The sequence below is a fragment of the Nitrospirota bacterium genome (genome assembly GCA_004296885.1).
In the GTDB taxonomy this organism is placed as follows: Bacteria; Nitrospirota; Nitrospiria; order Nitrospirales; family Nitrospiraceae; genus SYGV01.
On the sequence record SCVN01000016.1, the window covers coordinates 226,216 to 241,359 of the forward strand.

Annotated in this window: 18 protein-coding genes; 4 read left to right on the forward strand and 14 right to left on the reverse strand. The window is 65.1% G+C overall.

The features are described 5' to 3' along the window. Positions 1–23: 23 nt before the first annotated feature. The 5 genes from EPO61_10115 to soxC form a co-directional block, all read right to left on the reverse strand. Positions 24–971, reverse strand: a complete 948-nt coding sequence (locus tag EPO61_10115; GenBank protein ID TAJ08445.1) for a glutathione S-transferase family protein — start codon at positions 969–971, stop codon at positions 24–26. Then, a complete protein-coding gene (locus tag EPO61_10120; protein ID TAJ08446.1) occupies positions 968–2,830 on the reverse strand; it encodes an ABC transporter ATP-binding protein in 1,863 nt (620 codons plus the stop codon). The genes EPO61_10115 and EPO61_10120 overlap by 4 nt, the downstream gene beginning before the upstream one ends. 114 nt (positions 2,831–2,944) lie before the next feature. Continuing rightward, on the reverse strand, positions 2,945–4,390 hold the full coding sequence (locus tag EPO61_10125; GenBank protein ID TAJ08447.1) for an amino acid permease: 1,446 nt from the start codon (positions 4,388–4,390) through the stop codon (positions 2,945–2,947). Further along, positions 4,308–4,868 carry a cytochrome c gene (locus tag EPO61_10130; protein ID TAJ08448.1) on the reverse strand — a complete coding sequence of 187 codons (561 nt, stop codon included), beginning with the start codon at positions 4,866–4,868 and terminating at the stop codon, positions 4,308–4,310. Before EPO61_10130 ends, EPO61_10125 begins: the two co-directional genes overlap by 83 nt. Further along, positions 4,861–6,147, reverse strand: coding sequence for a sulfite dehydrogenase (gene soxC, locus EPO61_10135; protein TAJ08449.1), 1,287 nt, complete (start codon positions 6,145–6,147; stop codon positions 4,861–4,863). The genes EPO61_10130 and soxC overlap by 8 nt, the downstream gene beginning before the upstream one ends. Before the next feature lie 156 nt (positions 6,148–6,303). Here soxC and EPO61_10140 point away from each other — a divergent pair, with 156 nt between their 5' ends. Continuing rightward, positions 6,304–6,705, forward strand: a complete 402-nt coding sequence (locus EPO61_10140; GenBank protein ID TAJ08587.1) for a response regulator — start codon at positions 6,304–6,306, stop codon at positions 6,703–6,705. Between the two features lie 208 nt (positions 6,706–6,913). On the opposite strand, the gene EPO61_10145 is transcribed toward EPO61_10140, so the two are convergent. Further along, positions 6,914–7,279 carry a hypothetical protein gene (locus EPO61_10145; protein TAJ08450.1) on the reverse strand — a complete coding sequence of 122 codons (366 nt, stop codon included), beginning with the start codon at positions 7,277–7,279 and terminating at the stop codon, positions 6,914–6,916. A 10-nt stretch (positions 7,280–7,289) separates the two neighbouring features. Further along, positions 7,290–7,589, reverse strand: a complete 300-nt coding sequence (locus tag EPO61_10150; protein ID TAJ08451.1) for a hypothetical protein — start codon at positions 7,587–7,589, stop codon at positions 7,290–7,292. A 178-nt stretch (positions 7,590–7,767) separates the two neighbouring features. Between EPO61_10150 and EPO61_10155 the strand changes: the two genes are divergently transcribed. The 3 genes from EPO61_10155 to EPO61_10165 all read left to right on the forward strand — a co-directional run bounded on the left by EPO61_10155 (position 7,768) and on the right by EPO61_10165 (position 8,858). Further along, the gene (locus EPO61_10155) at positions 7,768–8,136 is read left to right on the forward strand and encodes a hypothetical protein (protein TAJ08452.1); all 369 of its coding nucleotides are present in this window, start codon (positions 7,768–7,770) and stop codon (positions 8,134–8,136) included. A 99-nt stretch (positions 8,137–8,235) separates the two neighbouring features. Next, complete coding sequence (locus EPO61_10160; GenBank protein TAJ08453.1) at positions 8,236–8,475, forward strand: BolA family transcriptional regulator; 240 nt, start codon at positions 8,236–8,238, stop codon at positions 8,473–8,475. A 59-nt stretch (positions 8,476–8,534) separates the two neighbouring features. Continuing rightward, complete coding sequence (locus tag EPO61_10165; protein TAJ08454.1) at positions 8,535–8,858, forward strand: glutaredoxin; 324 nt, start codon at positions 8,535–8,537, stop codon at positions 8,856–8,858. Between the two features lie 795 nt (positions 8,859–9,653). On the opposite strand, the gene EPO61_10170 is transcribed toward EPO61_10165, so the two are convergent. From EPO61_10170 to EPO61_10200, 7 genes are all read right to left on the reverse strand, one after another. Then, positions 9,654–10,400, reverse strand: coding sequence for an SDR family oxidoreductase (locus EPO61_10170; protein TAJ08455.1), 747 nt, complete (start codon positions 10,398–10,400; stop codon positions 9,654–9,656). Between the two features lie 62 nt (positions 10,401–10,462). Further along, positions 10,463–11,209 (reverse strand): glycosyltransferase, encoded by a 747-nt coding sequence (locus tag EPO61_10175; GenBank protein ID TAJ08456.1) that lies wholly within the window; start codon positions 11,207–11,209, stop codon positions 10,463–10,465. A gap of 17 nt (positions 11,210–11,226) precedes the next feature. Further along, positions 11,227–11,925, reverse strand: coding sequence for a glycosyltransferase (locus EPO61_10180; protein ID TAJ08457.1), 699 nt, complete (start codon positions 11,923–11,925; stop codon positions 11,227–11,229). Continuing rightward, positions 11,925–12,356 carry a hypothetical protein gene (locus tag EPO61_10185; protein ID TAJ08458.1) on the reverse strand — a complete coding sequence of 144 codons (432 nt, stop codon included), beginning with the start codon at positions 12,354–12,356 and terminating at the stop codon, positions 11,925–11,927. The genes EPO61_10180 and EPO61_10185 overlap by 1 nt, the downstream gene beginning before the upstream one ends. 2 nt (positions 12,357–12,358) lie before the next feature. Next, positions 12,359–13,609 (reverse strand): 2'-deoxycytidine 5'-triphosphate deaminase, encoded by a 1,251-nt coding sequence (locus tag EPO61_10190; protein ID TAJ08459.1) that lies wholly within the window; start codon positions 13,607–13,609, stop codon positions 12,359–12,361. Beyond that, positions 13,606–14,754, reverse strand: a complete 1,149-nt coding sequence (locus EPO61_10195; GenBank protein ID TAJ08460.1) for a KamA family radical SAM protein — start codon at positions 14,752–14,754, stop codon at positions 13,606–13,608. The genes EPO61_10190 and EPO61_10195 overlap by 4 nt, the downstream gene beginning before the upstream one ends. Before the next feature lie 88 nt (positions 14,755–14,842). Next, positions 14,843–15,085, reverse strand: a complete 243-nt coding sequence (locus tag EPO61_10200) for a glutaredoxin (protein ID TAJ08461.1) — start codon at positions 15,083–15,085, stop codon at positions 14,843–14,845. Between the last annotated feature and the right edge of the window lie 59 nt (positions 15,086–15,144).

Below are 15,144 nucleotides of genomic sequence, written 5' to 3' on the forward strand. Positions count from 1 at the left end.
TGCCGGCCGACAAGGAATGAATCTTACGACGCCAAGTGCGCGCGGTCGTGCGGGGCGCGAAGGTTCTGGTCCGGTCCGATGGGGACGATGCGGGTGGGGTTGATGTCGTCGTGGGTGACGTAGTAATGGCGCTTGATGTGATCGAAGTTGACCGTGTCCGCGATCCCGTCGGCTTGATACAGGTCTTTGAGGTAGCCGAAGAGGTTGGGATAGTCCAGGATCCGCCGGACGTTGCACTTGAAGTGTCCGTGGTAGACGGCGTCGAATCGGACGAGGGTGACGAAGAGGCGCCAGTCCGTCTCGACGAATTGCGGGCCGAACAGGTACCGCCGGTCACGGAGGCGCGCCTCCAACCGGTCCAGCGCGTCGAAGAGGCGCCGCGCCGCCTGCTCGTAGACTGATTGCGACGTGGCAAATCCCGCGCGATAGACCCCGTCGTTCACGTGCTCGTAGAGGAAGGCGTTCAGCTCGTCGATGTCGTTCCGCAAGGCCTCCGGGTACAGGTCCAGCCGGCTGTCGGTGAACCGGTCGAAGGCTTTGTTGAACATGCGCATGAGGTCGTCGTCCGAGTTGCTGACGATGCGTTTGGTGTCGGTATCCCAGAGCACGGGCACGGTGACGCGTCCTGTGTACTGCGGATCGGTCGCCCGGTAGGCCTCGCTCAGGAATTGGAATCCGTTGACGGGGTCGGTCGAATGGCCCGGGCCTTTGCGGAAAGCCCAGCCCCGGTCGTCGCGGATCGGGTCCACCACGGTCATCCCGATCACCCCTTCCAGCCGCTTGAGCTTCCGCACGATGATCGTGCGGTGGGCCCAGGGACAGGCCCAGGATACGTAGAGATGGTAGCGGCCTGTCTCGGCGGGGAAGCCGGACGAACCGTCTTCCGTGACCCAGCCGCGGAGGGCGTCCGCCTGGCGCTTGAACGCCCCCTCGTGGGTTTGTTCGTCCGGGAATTGTGCCTTGCCGGTCATGCCTGGGCGCTCCCGACGGATTGGCCCCGCTTGTCTTCCAGCTCCGCCCAGCGGGCATAGAGCCGTTCCACGGTCGCGCGGGCTTCGTCCAGCGCGGCGCACCGGGAATGGAGCGCGGCCGCGTCGGAGGCGACCGCCGGATCCTCCACCGCCGACTGGCAGGCGGCGAGGGCGTCCTCCGCCCGGAGAATGGCCTGTTCCATCTTGCTCCATTCCTGTTGCTCGCGATATGAGAGCCCTTTTCGTTTCGGCGCGGCCGTCGCCGCGTCGGCTCCGGCTTGACCCTCTTTCGTGTCGCGCGCATGGCGCGGCGGCTCCGATGCCGGGGCGGCGCCGGCCTTCCGCGTCTGGGCCGCTTCCCATTGCGCATAGTCGGCGAACCATTCGACGCGGCCGGTTCCGTCCAGCGCCAGGAGCCGGGTGGAGACGCGGTCCAGGAGCCAGCGATCGTGCGTCACGAGGACGAGCGCGCCGGGAAACTCCAGCAGACTCTCTTCCAGCACGTCGAGCGTGGGAATGTCCAGGTCGTTCGTGGGCTCGTCGAGGATGAGCAGGTCCGCCGGCCGGAGCATGAGCCGCGCGATCAGCAGCCGCGCCTGTTCGCCGCCGGACAGCCGGGAGACCGGCAGGTCCAATTGCTCCGGTCGAAACAGAAATCGCTTGGCCCAGGAGACCAGATGCACCGACCGGTCCCGATAGACCACGGCGTCGCCCGACGGGGCCAGCGCCCGCCGGAGCGTGGCGGTCTGGTCCAGCGAGTCGCGGTGCTGTTCGAAGGAGACGACCCGGAGCCCTTCCGCCCGGACGATGGTGCCTGCGTCCGGCTCCAGCGTGCCGGCCAGGAGCCGCAGGAGCGTGGTCTTGCCGCTGCCGTTGGGGCCCAGCAGGCCGAGGCGCTGGCCTGGGCCCAACAGCAGGTCCAGATCCCGCACGATCGGCCGGCCGCCCAGCGATTTGCCGAGCCGGTGCGCGACCACCAACTGTTTGGACTTGCGGCCGGACGAGACGAAGTCGATCCCGGCCTGGGCCTGCGCCGCCCGGGCCTGGGCCCGGCCCAGCTCGTCGATCAACTGTCCGGCCGACTCCACCCGGGCCTTCGCCTTGGTCGTGCGGGCTTTCGGTCCGCGGCGCAGCCACTCCACTTCGCGCCGGACGCGGTTGGCCAGCGATGCCTGCGCGTCGGCTTGGGCCAGGAGCCGGGCGTCCCGCTGTTCCAGGAAGTCGCTGTACCGCCCCTTGGCTTCGAAGACGCCCTCGGGGTAGCAGCGGTTCAGTTCCAACATACGCGAGACCACGGATTCCAGAAAGCGGCGGTCGTGGCTCACCACGAGAAAGGCGCGCGCCTGGGCCTTCAGCAGATCTTCCAGCCAGAGGATGCCTTCGACGTCCAAATGATTCGTCGGTTCGTCCATCAACAGGACGTCCGGTTCCGACAGCAGCGCCCGCACGATGGCGAGGCGTTTCTTCCATCCTCCGGAGAGCGTGGCGACGGGCTGGTCGGCGTCGGGGAACGACCCGATGCTCAAGGCCTTGGCGACCCGGCCGGCCTGCTCGTGGGGATCGAGCCCCTCCGCGTCCAGCGCCTGCGCGAGCACCTCCTCGACCGTCACGCCTTCGGGGAACGCCGGGTCCTGCGGCACGTAGCCCACGCGCAGTTGCCGGCGCATGGACCGCGTGCCGCGGTCCGGGTCTTCGAGTCCCGCGAGAATCTTGAGCAGGGTGGATTTGCCGGAGCCGTTGGGCCCGACCAGGCCCACGTGATCGCCTTCGAACAAGGCCAGGGACAGGTCGTCGAACAGGGGCTTTACCCCGTAGGTCTTGCTGATGGACTCGCAACTCAACAGAATCGTCGGCGCCATGGTTCCTCTTTCTTCAACCGCTGGCTGCAAGATCGCACAAATCAGCGAACCAGGTCCAGCCGTGGCCGGCGCTCGTGGCCGATCGGGGGGAGCCTCGGACCGGATCGGCGCCGATTACCTGCGTCGCCCCAGCCAGTAGAAGGGGATTCCGGCGAGGAGGGTGCCCGCGGCCCAGGCCGCTTCCATCGGCCGTTGCAGGAGGCCGTAGCCCAGGATGATCAGGGCGGCCAGGATGAAGAAGCCGGGAAGGAACGGATAGCAGGGCACGCGATAGGGGCGGGGCAGGTCTGGCTGTCGGCGGCGCAGGACGAAGACGCAGCTGACGGCGAGGGCGCTGAAGCCGATCAGCACGAATCCGCTGTAGATCACCAACTGCTCGAACGTGCCCGACAGGATCAGGAGCGTGGCCCAGAGGCTCTGTAGGATGATGGCCTGGCCCGGCGCCTGGCCCTTGCCCCATCGTTCGGCAAACCACGAGGGCAGGGCGCCGTCCTTCGCCATGGCATAGTAGACGCGGGGTCCGGCCCAGACCATCGCGCTGACCGCGGCGGCGATGGAGACGCACAGCGTGACGGTCACGAATCGGGCGGCCGGCGGGCCGAACAGCGCCGCCGCGGCCTTCTCCGCCACGGGGAGGAGCGGGGCCTGGGCCAGGAGGCGCACCGGCAGCGCATAGAGGTAGGCGAGGTTCAAGAGGAGGTAGACGCATCCGATGAACAGGGTCCCCCAAAGCATGGCCCGGGGGAGGGCCCGGCCCGGATCGGCAATTTCCCCGGCGATGTATCCGGCCGCGTTCCAGCCCGAATAGGCGAAGAGCACGAACATCAACGAGGCGACGATCGTGCCGGGGCTCGGCCCCGGCGTCGCGCCCGGTTCGGTCACGTGGTCCCAACTGCCCTGGCCGACCGAGAAGGCCCCGACTACGAGCAGCGCGATCGCTCCGACCTTCGCCAGGGTGAGCAGCCGCTGCACCACTCCTCCCGCTCCGACTCCGGCCAGATGCACGCCCGTCAGCAGCCAGAGCAGCGCGAGGGCCAGGACGGTGCCGGCGCCTCCGGCTTCCCCGGTCTGCGAAAAGAGCTGCCAGGCATAGGCGGCAAAGCTCATGGCGCCCGCCGCAATCGCCGCGCTGAACCCGACCGTGAAGGAGGCCCAGCCGCTGAGAAAGGCGGGAAACGGCCCGTAGGCTTCGCGGAGGTAGACGTATTCGCCCCCGGAGCGGGGCAGGGCGGCGCCGAGCTCGCTGTAGGAGAGGGAGCCGGCCAGGGTCAGGAGGGCGCCGAAGAGCCAGAGCAGCAGGATCAAGGCCGGATCGCCCAGGTCGCGGGCCATGAAGCCGGTGGTCGTGAAGATGCCGCTGCCGACGACGTTGCTGACGAGCACGCAGGCGGCGGTGAAGCCGCTGACGCGGCGGGTGGCGGCGGGATCACCCAGGGCCGTTTGGCGGAGTGAGCTCATAGGTGGTGGGGGAGCGCCGTTACCGGTTCGGCACGTCCGGCCTGGGGTCCGGCACGAAGCCGTCGCGGTTGGGCATGCGGACGTTCGGCAGGGTCTGCGCATCCATCACGGCATCGGCCTTGATGATGCCGTTCTGGGCCAGAATCCAGGCGGCGACCGCATAGACTTCGTCCGACGTGAGCGACTGCGGCGCGGTGAACGGCATGGCGCGGCGGATATAGTCGTAGAGCGTGGTGGCGTAGGGCCAGTAGCTCCCGACGGTTTTCACCGGGTTCTTCGTTGCGAGCATCCCCTGCCCTCCCACGAGTCGGGGCGCGGGCCCTTCCGTTCCGGTCACGCCATGGCAGGAGGCGCACTTGGTGGAAAACACGCGGGCGCCCTCCTGCGCCGTACCCTTCCCAGCCGGCAAGCCCTCTCCGGCCGGGGAGACGTCGTGGTCCCAGGCGCGCATCTCCGCCTCGGTCGCCTGGCGTCCCAAGCCGAGGGGCTCTCGTCCTTCTCCGGGCACGTTCGCCGCCCCCGCGAGCGCGCCCGCGAACAACAGCCCGGTCCAGAAGCCCGCCGTCGTTCGTTTACACATGAACGTTCCGAACCGCCCCATCCATGGTCACGAGCCAGGTCTGGATGGCGTTGTAATGGTAGGAGGAGTTGATGCCCCGGACCGCCACGAGGGCCTGACGGGTCGGTTGCGCGTACCCGGTCTCGTCCGTGCAGCGGGACTGGAGCATCGCCTCCTGGCCGTCCCATCGCCAGGGGAACCGGAACGCCGTGGCGCATTTGGGGAGGACCGGATCCTCGAGCTGCGCCTGGTGCCACGTGTGTCCTCCGTCGGTGCTGACGTCCGCCCGCGTGATGCGGCCGCGGCCGCTCCAGGCGAGTCCGCGGATCTCCACGAATCCGGCCCGGACCTGCTGCCCGCCGGACGGACTGGTGATGACGGACTTGGCGTCCATGTCGAAAGTGAATTGCCTGGCGGTCCCGTCCGGCATCAAGTCCGTGTAATGGGAGGTTTCGTCCCGCGTCATGAAGGGGGCCTGGCCCAGCTTGAGCCGGCGCAGCCATTTGATGTTGGCGTTGCCCTCCCATCCGGGGAGCAGGAGCCGGAGGGGATAGCCCTGCTCCGGGCGCAGGGCCTCGCCGTTCTGGGCGTAACAAATGAGGGCTTCTTCCAGGGCCCGGGCGAGGGGAATCGAGCGGGCCATGAGGGCCGCATCGCTGCCTTCCGCCAGCATCCAGGTCGCCTCCGGCTTGGCGCCGACCTCGCGGAGCAGGAGGGCCAGCGGCACGCCGGTCCATTCGCTGGTGCTGAACAGTCCGTGAGTCTCCTGCACGGTCCGTCCGGCCGGCGTGTGCCATTCGCCTCCGGAGTTGCCGGAACATTCGATGAAGGCCAGCCGGGAGCGGGCAGGGAACCGTTTGATTTCCTCGAGCGTGAAGGTCATGGGCTGCTCGACCAGTCCGTGGACGAGGAGACGATGGCGGGCCGGTTCGATGACCGGCACCCCGTTGTGGTGCCGCTCGAAGTGCAGGGCCGACGGCGTGACGATGCCGTGCAGCGCCTGCAGCGGGGTGAGGGAGCTGGTTGCGCCGGCCAGGCGCGTGGTCCGTTCGAAGGTGGACCGCTGCCCGTAGGGCGTTGGTTGCCGTCCGGGGATGCGGGCCGGGTCCTCCAGGCCGGGCGAGGAAAGCGGGGCGGCGTTCAGCGAGGACAGAACCGCCTGTGCGGCGGTCAACCCGGCCAATGAGGCGGCCCCCGTCAGGATCGCGCGACGGCTCAGGGCAGCCGGTGGGGCGTCGGAAGGTCCGGTGGCGGAATCGTCAGGGGGCTGATCCGCTCGGGCTTGCTCGTCATGTGCCATGGGCTACCTCCGGGTCGGCCTGCCATGTAGTAAGATGGGGCGAGCATACCATAACCACCGGCCGGCCGGACCGGTCGCGGGCCTCAAGTTTTTCCTCTAGCCGGCCGAAAAGTCAGGTGAAATGGATGTGAGCCTATGATTGCTCGGGAGCTACGCGTGGCGAGAATTCTGGTCATTGACGACGAGGCGGCGATCCGTGGCATGCTCCGGGACATGCTGGAAAGCGAAGGCCACCTGGTCGTCGAGGCGTCCGACGGGGCTGTGGCCATGAAACAGTGGCGGGAGCACCAAGACCAACCCTTCGACCTGATCATCACCGATATTCTCATGCCGGAAAAAGACGGGCTGGAGGTGATCCGGGAGATCCGCCGCCTGTCGCCCAAGACGAAAATCATCGCCATCTCCGGCGGCAGCCCGCAAGTGCATATTCGGTTCTTGGACATTGCCAATCACTTGGGGGCCTATCGGGCCATCGAAAAGCCCTTCGCCTTGCATACCTTGCTCGATGCCGTCAACGGCGCGCTGGGTGCGGGCCCTCTTTCGGAAGCGGCCTCCTGATCGCGTCGTTGTTCGCAGCCCCATCTCGTTCCCCACGGCACCGTCGTTCGACGTATCCTCGTACGCCATCGCCCCGCAGGGCCGCCGCCGCAGCGGACCGTGATGCGGTGACGCTGTTCCCAACGCGCGACAAAGCAGCGGTCCGTATTCCGTTCTCGGTTCCGAACGGTGAGAGCGGATGGCTGACGACCGATCGCTCTTGCTGGTGCTAGTCGCAGCCGATGCGCCGGCCGGATCGGATGAGGTCGTTCGCGTCCGCAATGAAGATGAGCCGGCAGCTCACATTGCCGCCGTACATGGGGAGCAGGTTGTATTCGTCGGCTTGTCCGGGCATGCGGTCAATGGTGAAATCCCAGCCCATTTCTTCCATGCCGTCAGCGGACGTGTGGGGGTGGAGGTTGGGCGGGCCCAACTCGTAATAGAGGTCCTTCTTGTTTTTGCCGATCCAGCGGTTGATCACGTCGTCCCAGGTCTGGTAGAAGCCGGTGACGCCCGGCTGCATCGTGTTGGTGCAGCCGCTCGGGAGAATGAGCACGGAGATCAACAGCAGGGACAGGGCAAACAAGCGGGTCATGGGTGCCCTCCTAGTCGTTGCAAGGTTCGAGGACGGAGGCGCGGGACGATTCTTGTCGGGGGGCGGAGCTTGCCGGGACGGTTGCGGCCCGGTTTTCCACGAGAGCCCGCAGGCGGGCCGAGTTTCTGGCGAATCCGACCAACAGAAAGGTTGAAGACAGCAGGAAGGTCAGGCGCGCGGACGTCAGATCCGCCCAGAGCGCGGTCAGGGTCTCCAGCACGAGCCGGTCCGCGCAGGCCGACCCGATGGCGACGGGCAACGCCAGGCCCATGCTCCACTGCCAGAACTTGTCTGCGTTCCACTGTCCCATGCCATTCCTCGGCGGCGATCCAGACAAACGGCGGCGACTCTAGCAGAAGCAGGCCACCCTGTCACGCGGATTTTATCGACGTGCCGGTCGCTTCCGGTGGGTCGGTTGACTTCGTGCGCGACTCTTGTACCATGCGCACAGGCCGGTGACGGTGGCACAAGAACAAGAAGGAGCGTGCATGCAGTCTCGGCGGGAAGGTATCCGTGTCCGGAAGCTGGTCCGGCATGTCGGCTCGGGTATGTTGCTCGCGATCGGCCTGACTTCCTGCGCCTGGTTCCAACCACAGCCGTACGAAGAGACCTACCAAGTCACCCGCCTGACCGTCGTCTTGATGGACGAAGCCAGCCTGCAAGCCAAGTGGAAGGAACTGTCCGGACGGCCCTCCGTGAAGTTCATCCCGCAAGGGGCGGAGGGCGCGGTGGCTGTCCAAACGGTCAAGGGATTTTTCGATTACGACACGAAGACCATCTACTGTCCCAAGTTGAACTTCGAAGTCTGCGGCCACGAATTGTTCCATGCCATCCTCGGGGAGTTCCATCCGGAATAGGCGATAGAATGGTTGGGCGAGCGGCCTGGCGGATGATTGCGTTTCGCGCCGGGGGTGCGATATGCTCAATCTGCTTTTGCAACAGGGGGCCGGATAATCATGATCAGCACGGATGTGTTGACGAGTTACATTCGCAAGGCGATGCCGGATGCCTCGGTGACGGTGACGGACCGCACCGGCACGATGGACCATCTGATGGTCCGGGTGGTCTCGGATTCGTTCAAGGGGAAGAACCTGCTGGATCGGCATCGAATGATCTACCAGTCGCTGGACGAGCCGATGAAGGACGGGCGCATTCATGCGCTCGAACTGAAAGCCGAAACCCCCGAAGGATCGTAAAACGTGAACAGTGGATGGTGAGCAGCGAAGGACGAAACAACCTGGCCGGAGGTGATACGATGGGTAATCCGATAGACGACGAGATTCAGGCGGAGATCAAGCAGCACAAGATTCTGATCTACGGCAAGGGCACCAAGCAGCAGCCCATGTGCGGGTTCACGCGGGAGACCATGCAGTTCTTCGACAAGTATGGCTATCCCTATGAAGTCATCGACATGCTTTCGAACCCGGCCAAGCGGGAGGCGCTTACGAAGATGACGAACTGGCCGACCCTGCCCAAGGTCTTCATCAACGGCCAGTTCTACGGAGACACCGACATCCTGGACCCAATGGCCGCCAAGGGTGAGGTCGAGCCGCTGCTGAAGCAGGCGTTCGGCAAGTAGATCGGTTTTTGTAGCGCAGCGAGGGCGACTGTCATGCTCTTGTGCTCAACGAACCCGCACTTCCGAAAGTGCGAGCCACGGGGAAAAGGCGCGTCTTGTGCGCCTGGGGTGGGCGGGTGAAAAGTTGCGCGCAGTGAGAGCACGACAGCCGCCCTCGTCATTTTCGGGGGCGCAGCGGCTCTGGGGTGAGAGAGGTTCCGGGGCCGTGAGTAGCGTTGACAAGTCGGCGAAATCGGTCGAGAATCGCGTCGTAATTTGCAGTCTGCGTGAGCGGACTACGTCGGTGGGCGTACTCACTGGTTGGGCAGATAGGGGGCACCGTGAGTGCCGTGACCAAATCGGTTCTTACGTGTCCGTCATGCGGTTACCAGGCAACTGAGTCCATGCCCGAGGACGCATGCGTCCTTTTTTATCCCTGCCCTTCTTGTAAGACGGTGTTGAGGTCTAAACCGGGGACGTGCTGCGTGTTCTGCTCTTATGGCTCAGCGCCTTGCCCTCCGGTGCAGCGTGGGATTGCCGGTGAATCGTCAACTGTCTAACTCGAGGGTGGACCCGTTCGGCTTCGGTCGAGACCACCGCGATGGGGGTTCGGATTAGAGAGATGTTGAGTGTTGAGCGTTCGAGGATGGGCGAGGTCGAACCGCTACTTAAAGCGGCCTTCGGGAAGTCGTTAGCGGTTACTCTTCTTCTCTGTCTCCACCCAAGGAGTGGTTGAGCGAGCCCAACTGCGGCCGTCGAGCGAGCACCTTCCGAGCGTGCGCGCTTCGGGAGCACAGGGCTTGCTCAGCCACGACCCTATATTCCCCATCCCCCCGACACGTGGATGTTCGTCCCGTTCACGTAGCGGGCCTCGTCGGAAAGCAAAAACCGCACAGCCGCGACCGTGTCCTTCACCTCGCCGACGTAGCCGGCGGGGATGCGTTTGACCACGCCGGCCAGTTCGCCCGGCGGGGCGCTGCCCGAGTCAATGAACCCCGGCGAGACGGCGTTGACGGTGATGCCGTGCGGGGCGAGCAGCTTGGCCAGGGTCTTGGTCAAGATGAGCACGCCGGCTTTGGCGATGTAATGGGCGGTGACGTCCGGCTGGGCGACCATCTGGTCGGCGTTGGCCATGCTGAAGGTGACGATCCGGCCGGACTTGCGGGCTTTCATGCCGGGCGCGGCCGCCTGGCTCAGATAAAAGATCGGGTGCAGGTTGTGGTCGAACATTTCCATCCAGCCCGCGGGCGTTTCCTCCATCAAGTTCACTCGGTGGTAGGGGCCGGCGCAGTGGATCAACGCGTCTATTTGGCCCCAGGCCTGCTCCACCTGTTGGACTAACGCCTGGCACGCCTTGGGATCGGAAACGTCACAGCGGATGGCGAGAGGCGTGCCGCCCCGATCCGTGACGGCCGCAGCCGTGTCGTGGGCCTCCCGTTCGCTGGCCCTGTAGCAAATCGCGACCTTCCAATGTTGGGCGGCCAGGTCGAGTGCGATGGCGCGTCCGATGCCCTTGGCTCCGCCGGTGATCAAGGCCACTCGACTCTGTGAGAATTGATTCATCGGTTCATATCCTCATTTTTCATTGAATTAATCGATGATCAAATCGTCAATGAGTCAATCGCTCAATCCAACGTCGCGTCGCGCGACTTAAGCCGGTCTGCCAGTGCCTGCAAGACGCCGGCAGTGCGGGGAGAAAAGGTCTTGGGCGCCGATTTGGCCTCGCCGATCAGCACCTGCAGGTCCTCCAGACGGTCCAGGTCCCGATAGGGGGGCAGCAGGGCTGTTGTGAGTCCCAAGCTCTCGGCCTTTTTCCTTGTCAGGGCCGCGACCTGATCGGTGGACCAGGGTATGTCGGTGAACAAGTCCGGCGCAGGCCGTTGCAGCCCGATCAAATAATAGCCTCCGTCCAGGGCAGGTCCCAAGACCAAGTCATGGTCCTTGAGCGAGCGAAAGGCCGCTCCGAAGGTCGAACCGGGGAGTGTCGGCACGTCCGTTCCCACGATGACCACTTGCTGGTAGCCCCGGTCGAACAGCTCCTGAAATGCCCGGTGCATGCGGGCGCCCAGATCCTCGCCGACTTGATCCAGCAGGAGGAGCCCTTGCCGGTCCTCCAATACTTTAAAAAACACGTGCTCGCGTGAGGGGGAGCAGGCGAAGCAGCAATCGTACTGAACCGACTTGGCCGCAGCACGGGCCCGCTCGACCACGTCCAGCACCAGGCTGCCCTGGAGCGTGGCGGCTTCATCCGGCGTGAGCGGGGGACAGAGGCGGGTCTTGACCTGGCCGGGAATCGGCGCCTTGCCGAAGATGACCAGGGCCGCCTTGGAACGTTGAGCGGAAGAGTCTTTTTTAGGTGGTGCCAGGCCCATCGTTCATCGCTCCGTGTTCATCGTGCATCACGGTACATGCGGGTGAGTCGATTCGGACTAACGCCGATCCAGTACAGGAACCGGAGCAGCCACATGAGCAGGATGGTGCGGATCGGGCCGTTGGTTTCCCAGCGCCGAAACGACGTGACCACCTGGGCGCGGAGGCAGGCGACGGGCCCCATCCGGTTCAAGCGGCGGGTGAGGTCTATGTCCTCCATCAACGGGATGGAGGCGTAGCCTCCCATCCGTTCGAAGACCTTGCGCCGCACGAAGATGGCCTGGTCGCCGGTGGCGATGCCGCTGAGACGAGAGCGCCAGTTGATCATGCACGCGATCAGCCGGCTGAGGGGGCGGTCCCGATCGAAGCGCAGATCGAAGCGCCCGCCGACACACTCCGGCTCTTGCAGGGCTCCGACGATGGCTTGCTTGGCGTGGTCCGGCAATCGGGTGTCGGCGTGGAGAAACAAGAGAACGTCTCCGCGGCTGGCCGCAGCGCCGACGTTCATTTGCAGGGCTCGGCCCGGCCGGCCGGTGAGCAGGGTGAGGGGGGCATCGGGAACGGCGGCGCGGGCGGAGGCCACGATCTCGCAGGTTCGATCCCGGCTGCCCCCGTCCACCACCAGCACTTCGTCGAAATCCAAGGCGAGGGTTCGGGTGAGTGTCTGCGGCAGGGCCTGTTCTTCGTTCAGGGTCGGGATGACGACGCTCACCGTCATTACGTCTTGTCGGGCGTGGCGGTCTTGAACATGAAGTAGCCGACCATCAGGATCGTGCCCCAGAAAATCAGTTGCTTGTGCCAGAACAGCACTTCTCCGTAGCTGAGGAACGCCAGCGCCATGGTGACGGAGAGGGTGATGACGGTGTACCGCACGGTGGGGTTGGCGACCGTGGCATGGGCCCAGATCGCCAGGCCGGCAAAGTACAGGAGGACCGGGACCACGCCGGCGATTTCGAACCCGCCGCTGATCGACAGCAGGACGTTCAGGAAGCCGACGAAGATCATCGCCGTGCCGACCATCATCTGGGCGATGTTGAACTGACGGTCTTCCTGCGAGTCCTGGTCCCGGCCTCGCTCCCCGGTCGGACGGGGCGCGGCGGAGGGGGCGGAAGGTCCGGTCTCTGGCTGGTCTGGTTCGGTCGGCGACATGGTCACGCTTTAAAATGTTTGCTCAACGTGAGGCCTTGCCGTTGGTAGGAGGAGCCCAAGGCCGCTCCGTACACCTGTGTGGGGAGTTCCTGCATGGATTCATATACAACCTTGAAGAAGGTTTGTCCATCGTAGATCTGGAAGGGGACGTCATGCGGCCGCACTTCCAGCACCACCTGGGTCCCCTGCAGCTCGCCGCGCCCGTAGCCGAATCCCGGATCGAAGAAGCCGGCGTAGTGGGTGCGCAGTTCGCCGCAGGCCGCTTCGTAGGCCACCATCTCGGCCGCATAGCCGGGCGGCACGCGGATGCGCTCCTTCGACGCAAGGATGTAAAACTCCTCCGGTTCCAGTAAGAGGCTGTCGTTGCGATGGCGGCGGAGCGGCTCCCAGAAATCCAGGGCCGCATAGTGGCCGACTTTGGAGAGATCGATCACGTGGCTGTTCTTCTTCGCCCGGTAGCCGATGATCGCCTCGGAGCCCAGGGTCTTGAGGTCCGGGTCCTGGCCCCGCAGGTCCACCCGCAGGAAGAGGCCCCGGTCGGTGCGGATCTCGCGCGTGCCCAGGGGCTTCGTGTCCGACACATTGTGGTAGAGCAGGGGCTCGCTCCGGTGCAGCGCGAGGAGGCCCTGGTCCGACAGTGTCGCGGGGCCCTGGATGAGCCGGAGCTGGTTCAAGGACAGGCCGGTACGGACTTTGATGGCGAAGGAACGGGGCACGATCTCCAGGTACATCGGGCCCTGGTAGCCGGGGCGGATTTCGTCGAAGCCGGTGTTCAGGTCCGTGATGACGCGCGTGAAGACGTCCAAGCGTCCGGTCGTGCTCTTGGGGTTGGCCCTGGCCCGGAGCTGCTTGGGGAGGTTGAGGCTTTCCAGCAGCGGCACCAGATAGACGTGGCCCTTCTCGAGGATGGCTCCGTCCCGCAAGTCCATCTCATACATCACGAGGTCGGACTGGTAGAAGTCCAGGACCTCCTGCCCCCAGGACTGCACCGACCCCTGCCGCAGGCTCAGGCGGCTTTGGATGTCCGTCCGCTCCGGGAGGAAGCTGCTGAGCAGCCGGTAGGCTTTCCGTCCGAGGCGCAAATCCAGGCTGGCCGGCTGGATCTGCCGTTCCTGGATGGGCACCTCCGCGCGGATGGCCTGCTGTGCGATGAGCTGCTTGAGCCGCTGGTAGGGCAGGATGCCGTGCCGTCGCGGCGCCGAACGGGTCGGCCGTGAGGCCGCCCGGCCTTGGTGTCTGGGTGGCTTGGTCATGCGTCCTCGAAGGCTCCGTCGCTGCAGCCGCTCATGGCCGGATGAGCGCCGAGCATGGGCAGTTCCCGCCTGCCCTGAGCCAGGTCGAAGGGTCCGTGGCCGTTGGCCGGTTGGGGATAGTGGAACGTCTTGTTCTCGTAATTTTTCAACACGGCGCCCTCGTCATCCAGGTGCACCAGATAATCCGGCGGGAGAATCGGAATCTTGCCGCCGCCGCCCGGCGCGTCAATGACGAAGTGCGGGACGGCCATGCCGCTGGTGTGGCCTTGCAGCGCACGGATGATCTGCATGCCGGTCTCCACCGTCGTCCGGAAGTGATTCGTGCCCTTGGTCAGGTCCGCCTGATAGAGGTAGTAGGGCTTTACGCGGGCCAGCAGCAGTTGATGCACCAGGCGCTTCATGACGTCCGGATCGTCGTTCACGCCCTTCAGTAGGACGGTCTGCGCGCCCAGCGGCACGCCGGCGTCCGCCAGCCGCCCGCAGGCGGCCTTGACTTCGGGGGTCAGCTCGTCCGGATGGTTGAAGTGCAGGTTCATGTAGATCGGATGGTACTTCTTGACGATCTCGCAGAACCGCGGCGTGATGCGCTGGGGCAAGGTGCCGGGCACGCGGGAGCCGAGCCGGATCAACTCCAGATGGGGAATGCTCCGCAAGGCTTTCAAAATGCGCGCCAGCAAATGGTCGGGCAGCAGCAGCGGGTCGCCGCCGGACAGGATCACGTCGCGCACCTCGTGGTGGGCGCGCAGGTACTCGATCGCGCGGTCCAGTTCGCCCTTCTTGAGGAAGCCGGGCTTGCCGACCAGGCGCTTGCGGGTGCAGAAGCGGCAGTAGATGGGGCACTGGTTGGTGACCATGAGCAGGACCCGGTCCGGGTACCGGTGCACCAGGTGCGGCACGGGGCTCATCAGGTCTTCTTCGAGCGGATCGTCCGGCGCCTCGAAGTCGGCCATCTCGGCCGGGTCCGGGACCACCTGTTTCCAGATGGCATCCCCTTTGGCCTTGATCGTGGCCAGGACCGTGGGGGTAATGCGCATCGGGTAGTCGCCGACGACGGCCTCGATCTCCTTGGGATCGACGCCCAAATGATCGGCCAAGTCCTTCGGTTTGACGATGCTGCCCGCGAGTATTTGTCGCCATTCCTCCATCAGAAGATCCGTCCCTCCTCTATAGGCCCTATAAGCCGGCGCCGCCCGGATGGGAATCCGTCATGCCTCGTCCGGCGGTCCGCGCCCGTCATTGATTCACCGTATAGCGGGTTTCCAAGTGCGCCAGGATGTCCCTGGTGTCCGTCAGGACCTTGTCCCCGTCCTTCAGCACCGGTACGTAATATTGTCCGGATATCTCGAACACCTGCGTCCGCATGGGGCGGGCGTCGGGGACCACGACGCCCTCATACTCCAACTCCAGGTCCGCCAGCTTGTCGCGGACGAGCTCGCATTCCGGGCACCAAGCGACGTGATAGAGGGTTAAAGCCATGTGTTACAAGTCGTTAAAGTTGCAAAGTCTGAAAGTCGCAAGTTCCGGAGTCATCACGT

What these genes read in the sequence shown, in the direction of transcription:
- EPO61_10115 (TAJ08445.1), bottom strand. Translation starts at nt 971, where the DNA reads ATGACCGGCAAGGCACAATTCCCGGACGAACAAACCCACGAGGGGGCG.
- EPO61_10120 (TAJ08446.1), bottom strand. Translation starts at nt 2,830, where the DNA reads ATGGCGCCGACGATTCTGTTGAGTTGCGAGTCCATCAGCAAGACCTAC.
- EPO61_10125 (TAJ08447.1), bottom strand. Translation starts at nt 4,390, where the DNA reads ATGCGCAGACCCTGCCGAACGTCCGCATGCCCAACCGCGACGGCTTCG.
- EPO61_10130 (TAJ08448.1), bottom strand. Translation starts at nt 4,868, where the DNA reads ATGTGTAAACGAACGACGGCGGGCTTCTGGACCGGGCTGTTGTTCGCG.
- soxC (TAJ08449.1), bottom strand. Translation starts at nt 6,147, where the DNA reads ATGGCACATGACGAGCAAGCCCGAGCGGATCAGCCCCCTGACGATTCC.
- EPO61_10145 (TAJ08450.1), bottom strand. Translation starts at nt 7,279, where the DNA reads ATGACCCGCTTGTTTGCCCTGTCCCTGCTGTTGATCTCCGTGCTCATT.
- EPO61_10150 (TAJ08451.1), bottom strand. Translation starts at nt 7,589, where the DNA reads ATGGGACAGTGGAACGCAGACAAGTTCTGGCAGTGGAGCATGGGCCTG.
- EPO61_10155 (TAJ08452.1), top strand. Translation starts at nt 7,768, where the DNA reads ATGCAGTCTCGGCGGGAAGGTATCCGTGTCCGGAAGCTGGTCCGGCAT.
- EPO61_10160 (TAJ08453.1), top strand. Translation starts at nt 8,236, where the DNA reads ATGATCAGCACGGATGTGTTGACGAGTTACATTCGCAAGGCGATGCCG.
- EPO61_10165 (TAJ08454.1), top strand. Translation starts at nt 8,535, where the DNA reads ATGGGTAATCCGATAGACGACGAGATTCAGGCGGAGATCAAGCAGCAC.
- EPO61_10170 (TAJ08455.1), bottom strand. Translation starts at nt 10,400, where the DNA reads ATGAATCAATTCTCACAGAGTCGAGTGGCCTTGATCACCGGCGGAGCC.
- EPO61_10175 (TAJ08456.1), bottom strand. Translation starts at nt 11,209, where the DNA reads ATGGGCCTGGCACCACCTAAAAAAGACTCTTCCGCTCAACGTTCCAAG.
- EPO61_10180 (TAJ08457.1), bottom strand. Translation starts at nt 11,925, where the DNA reads ATGACGGTGAGCGTCGTCATCCCGACCCTGAACGAAGAACAGGCCCTG.
- EPO61_10185 (TAJ08458.1), bottom strand. Translation starts at nt 12,356, where the DNA reads ATGTCGCCGACCGAACCAGACCAGCCAGAGACCGGACCTTCCGCCCCC.
- EPO61_10190 (TAJ08459.1), bottom strand. Translation starts at nt 13,609, where the DNA reads ATGACCAAGCCACCCAGACACCAAGGCCGGGCGGCCTCACGGCCGACC.
- EPO61_10195 (TAJ08460.1), bottom strand. Translation starts at nt 14,754, where the DNA reads ATGGAGGAATGGCGACAAATACTCGCGGGCAGCATCGTCAAACCGAAG.
- EPO61_10200 (TAJ08461.1), bottom strand. Translation starts at nt 15,085, where the DNA reads ATGGCTTTAACCCTCTATCACGTCGCTTGGTGCCCGGAATGCGAGCTC.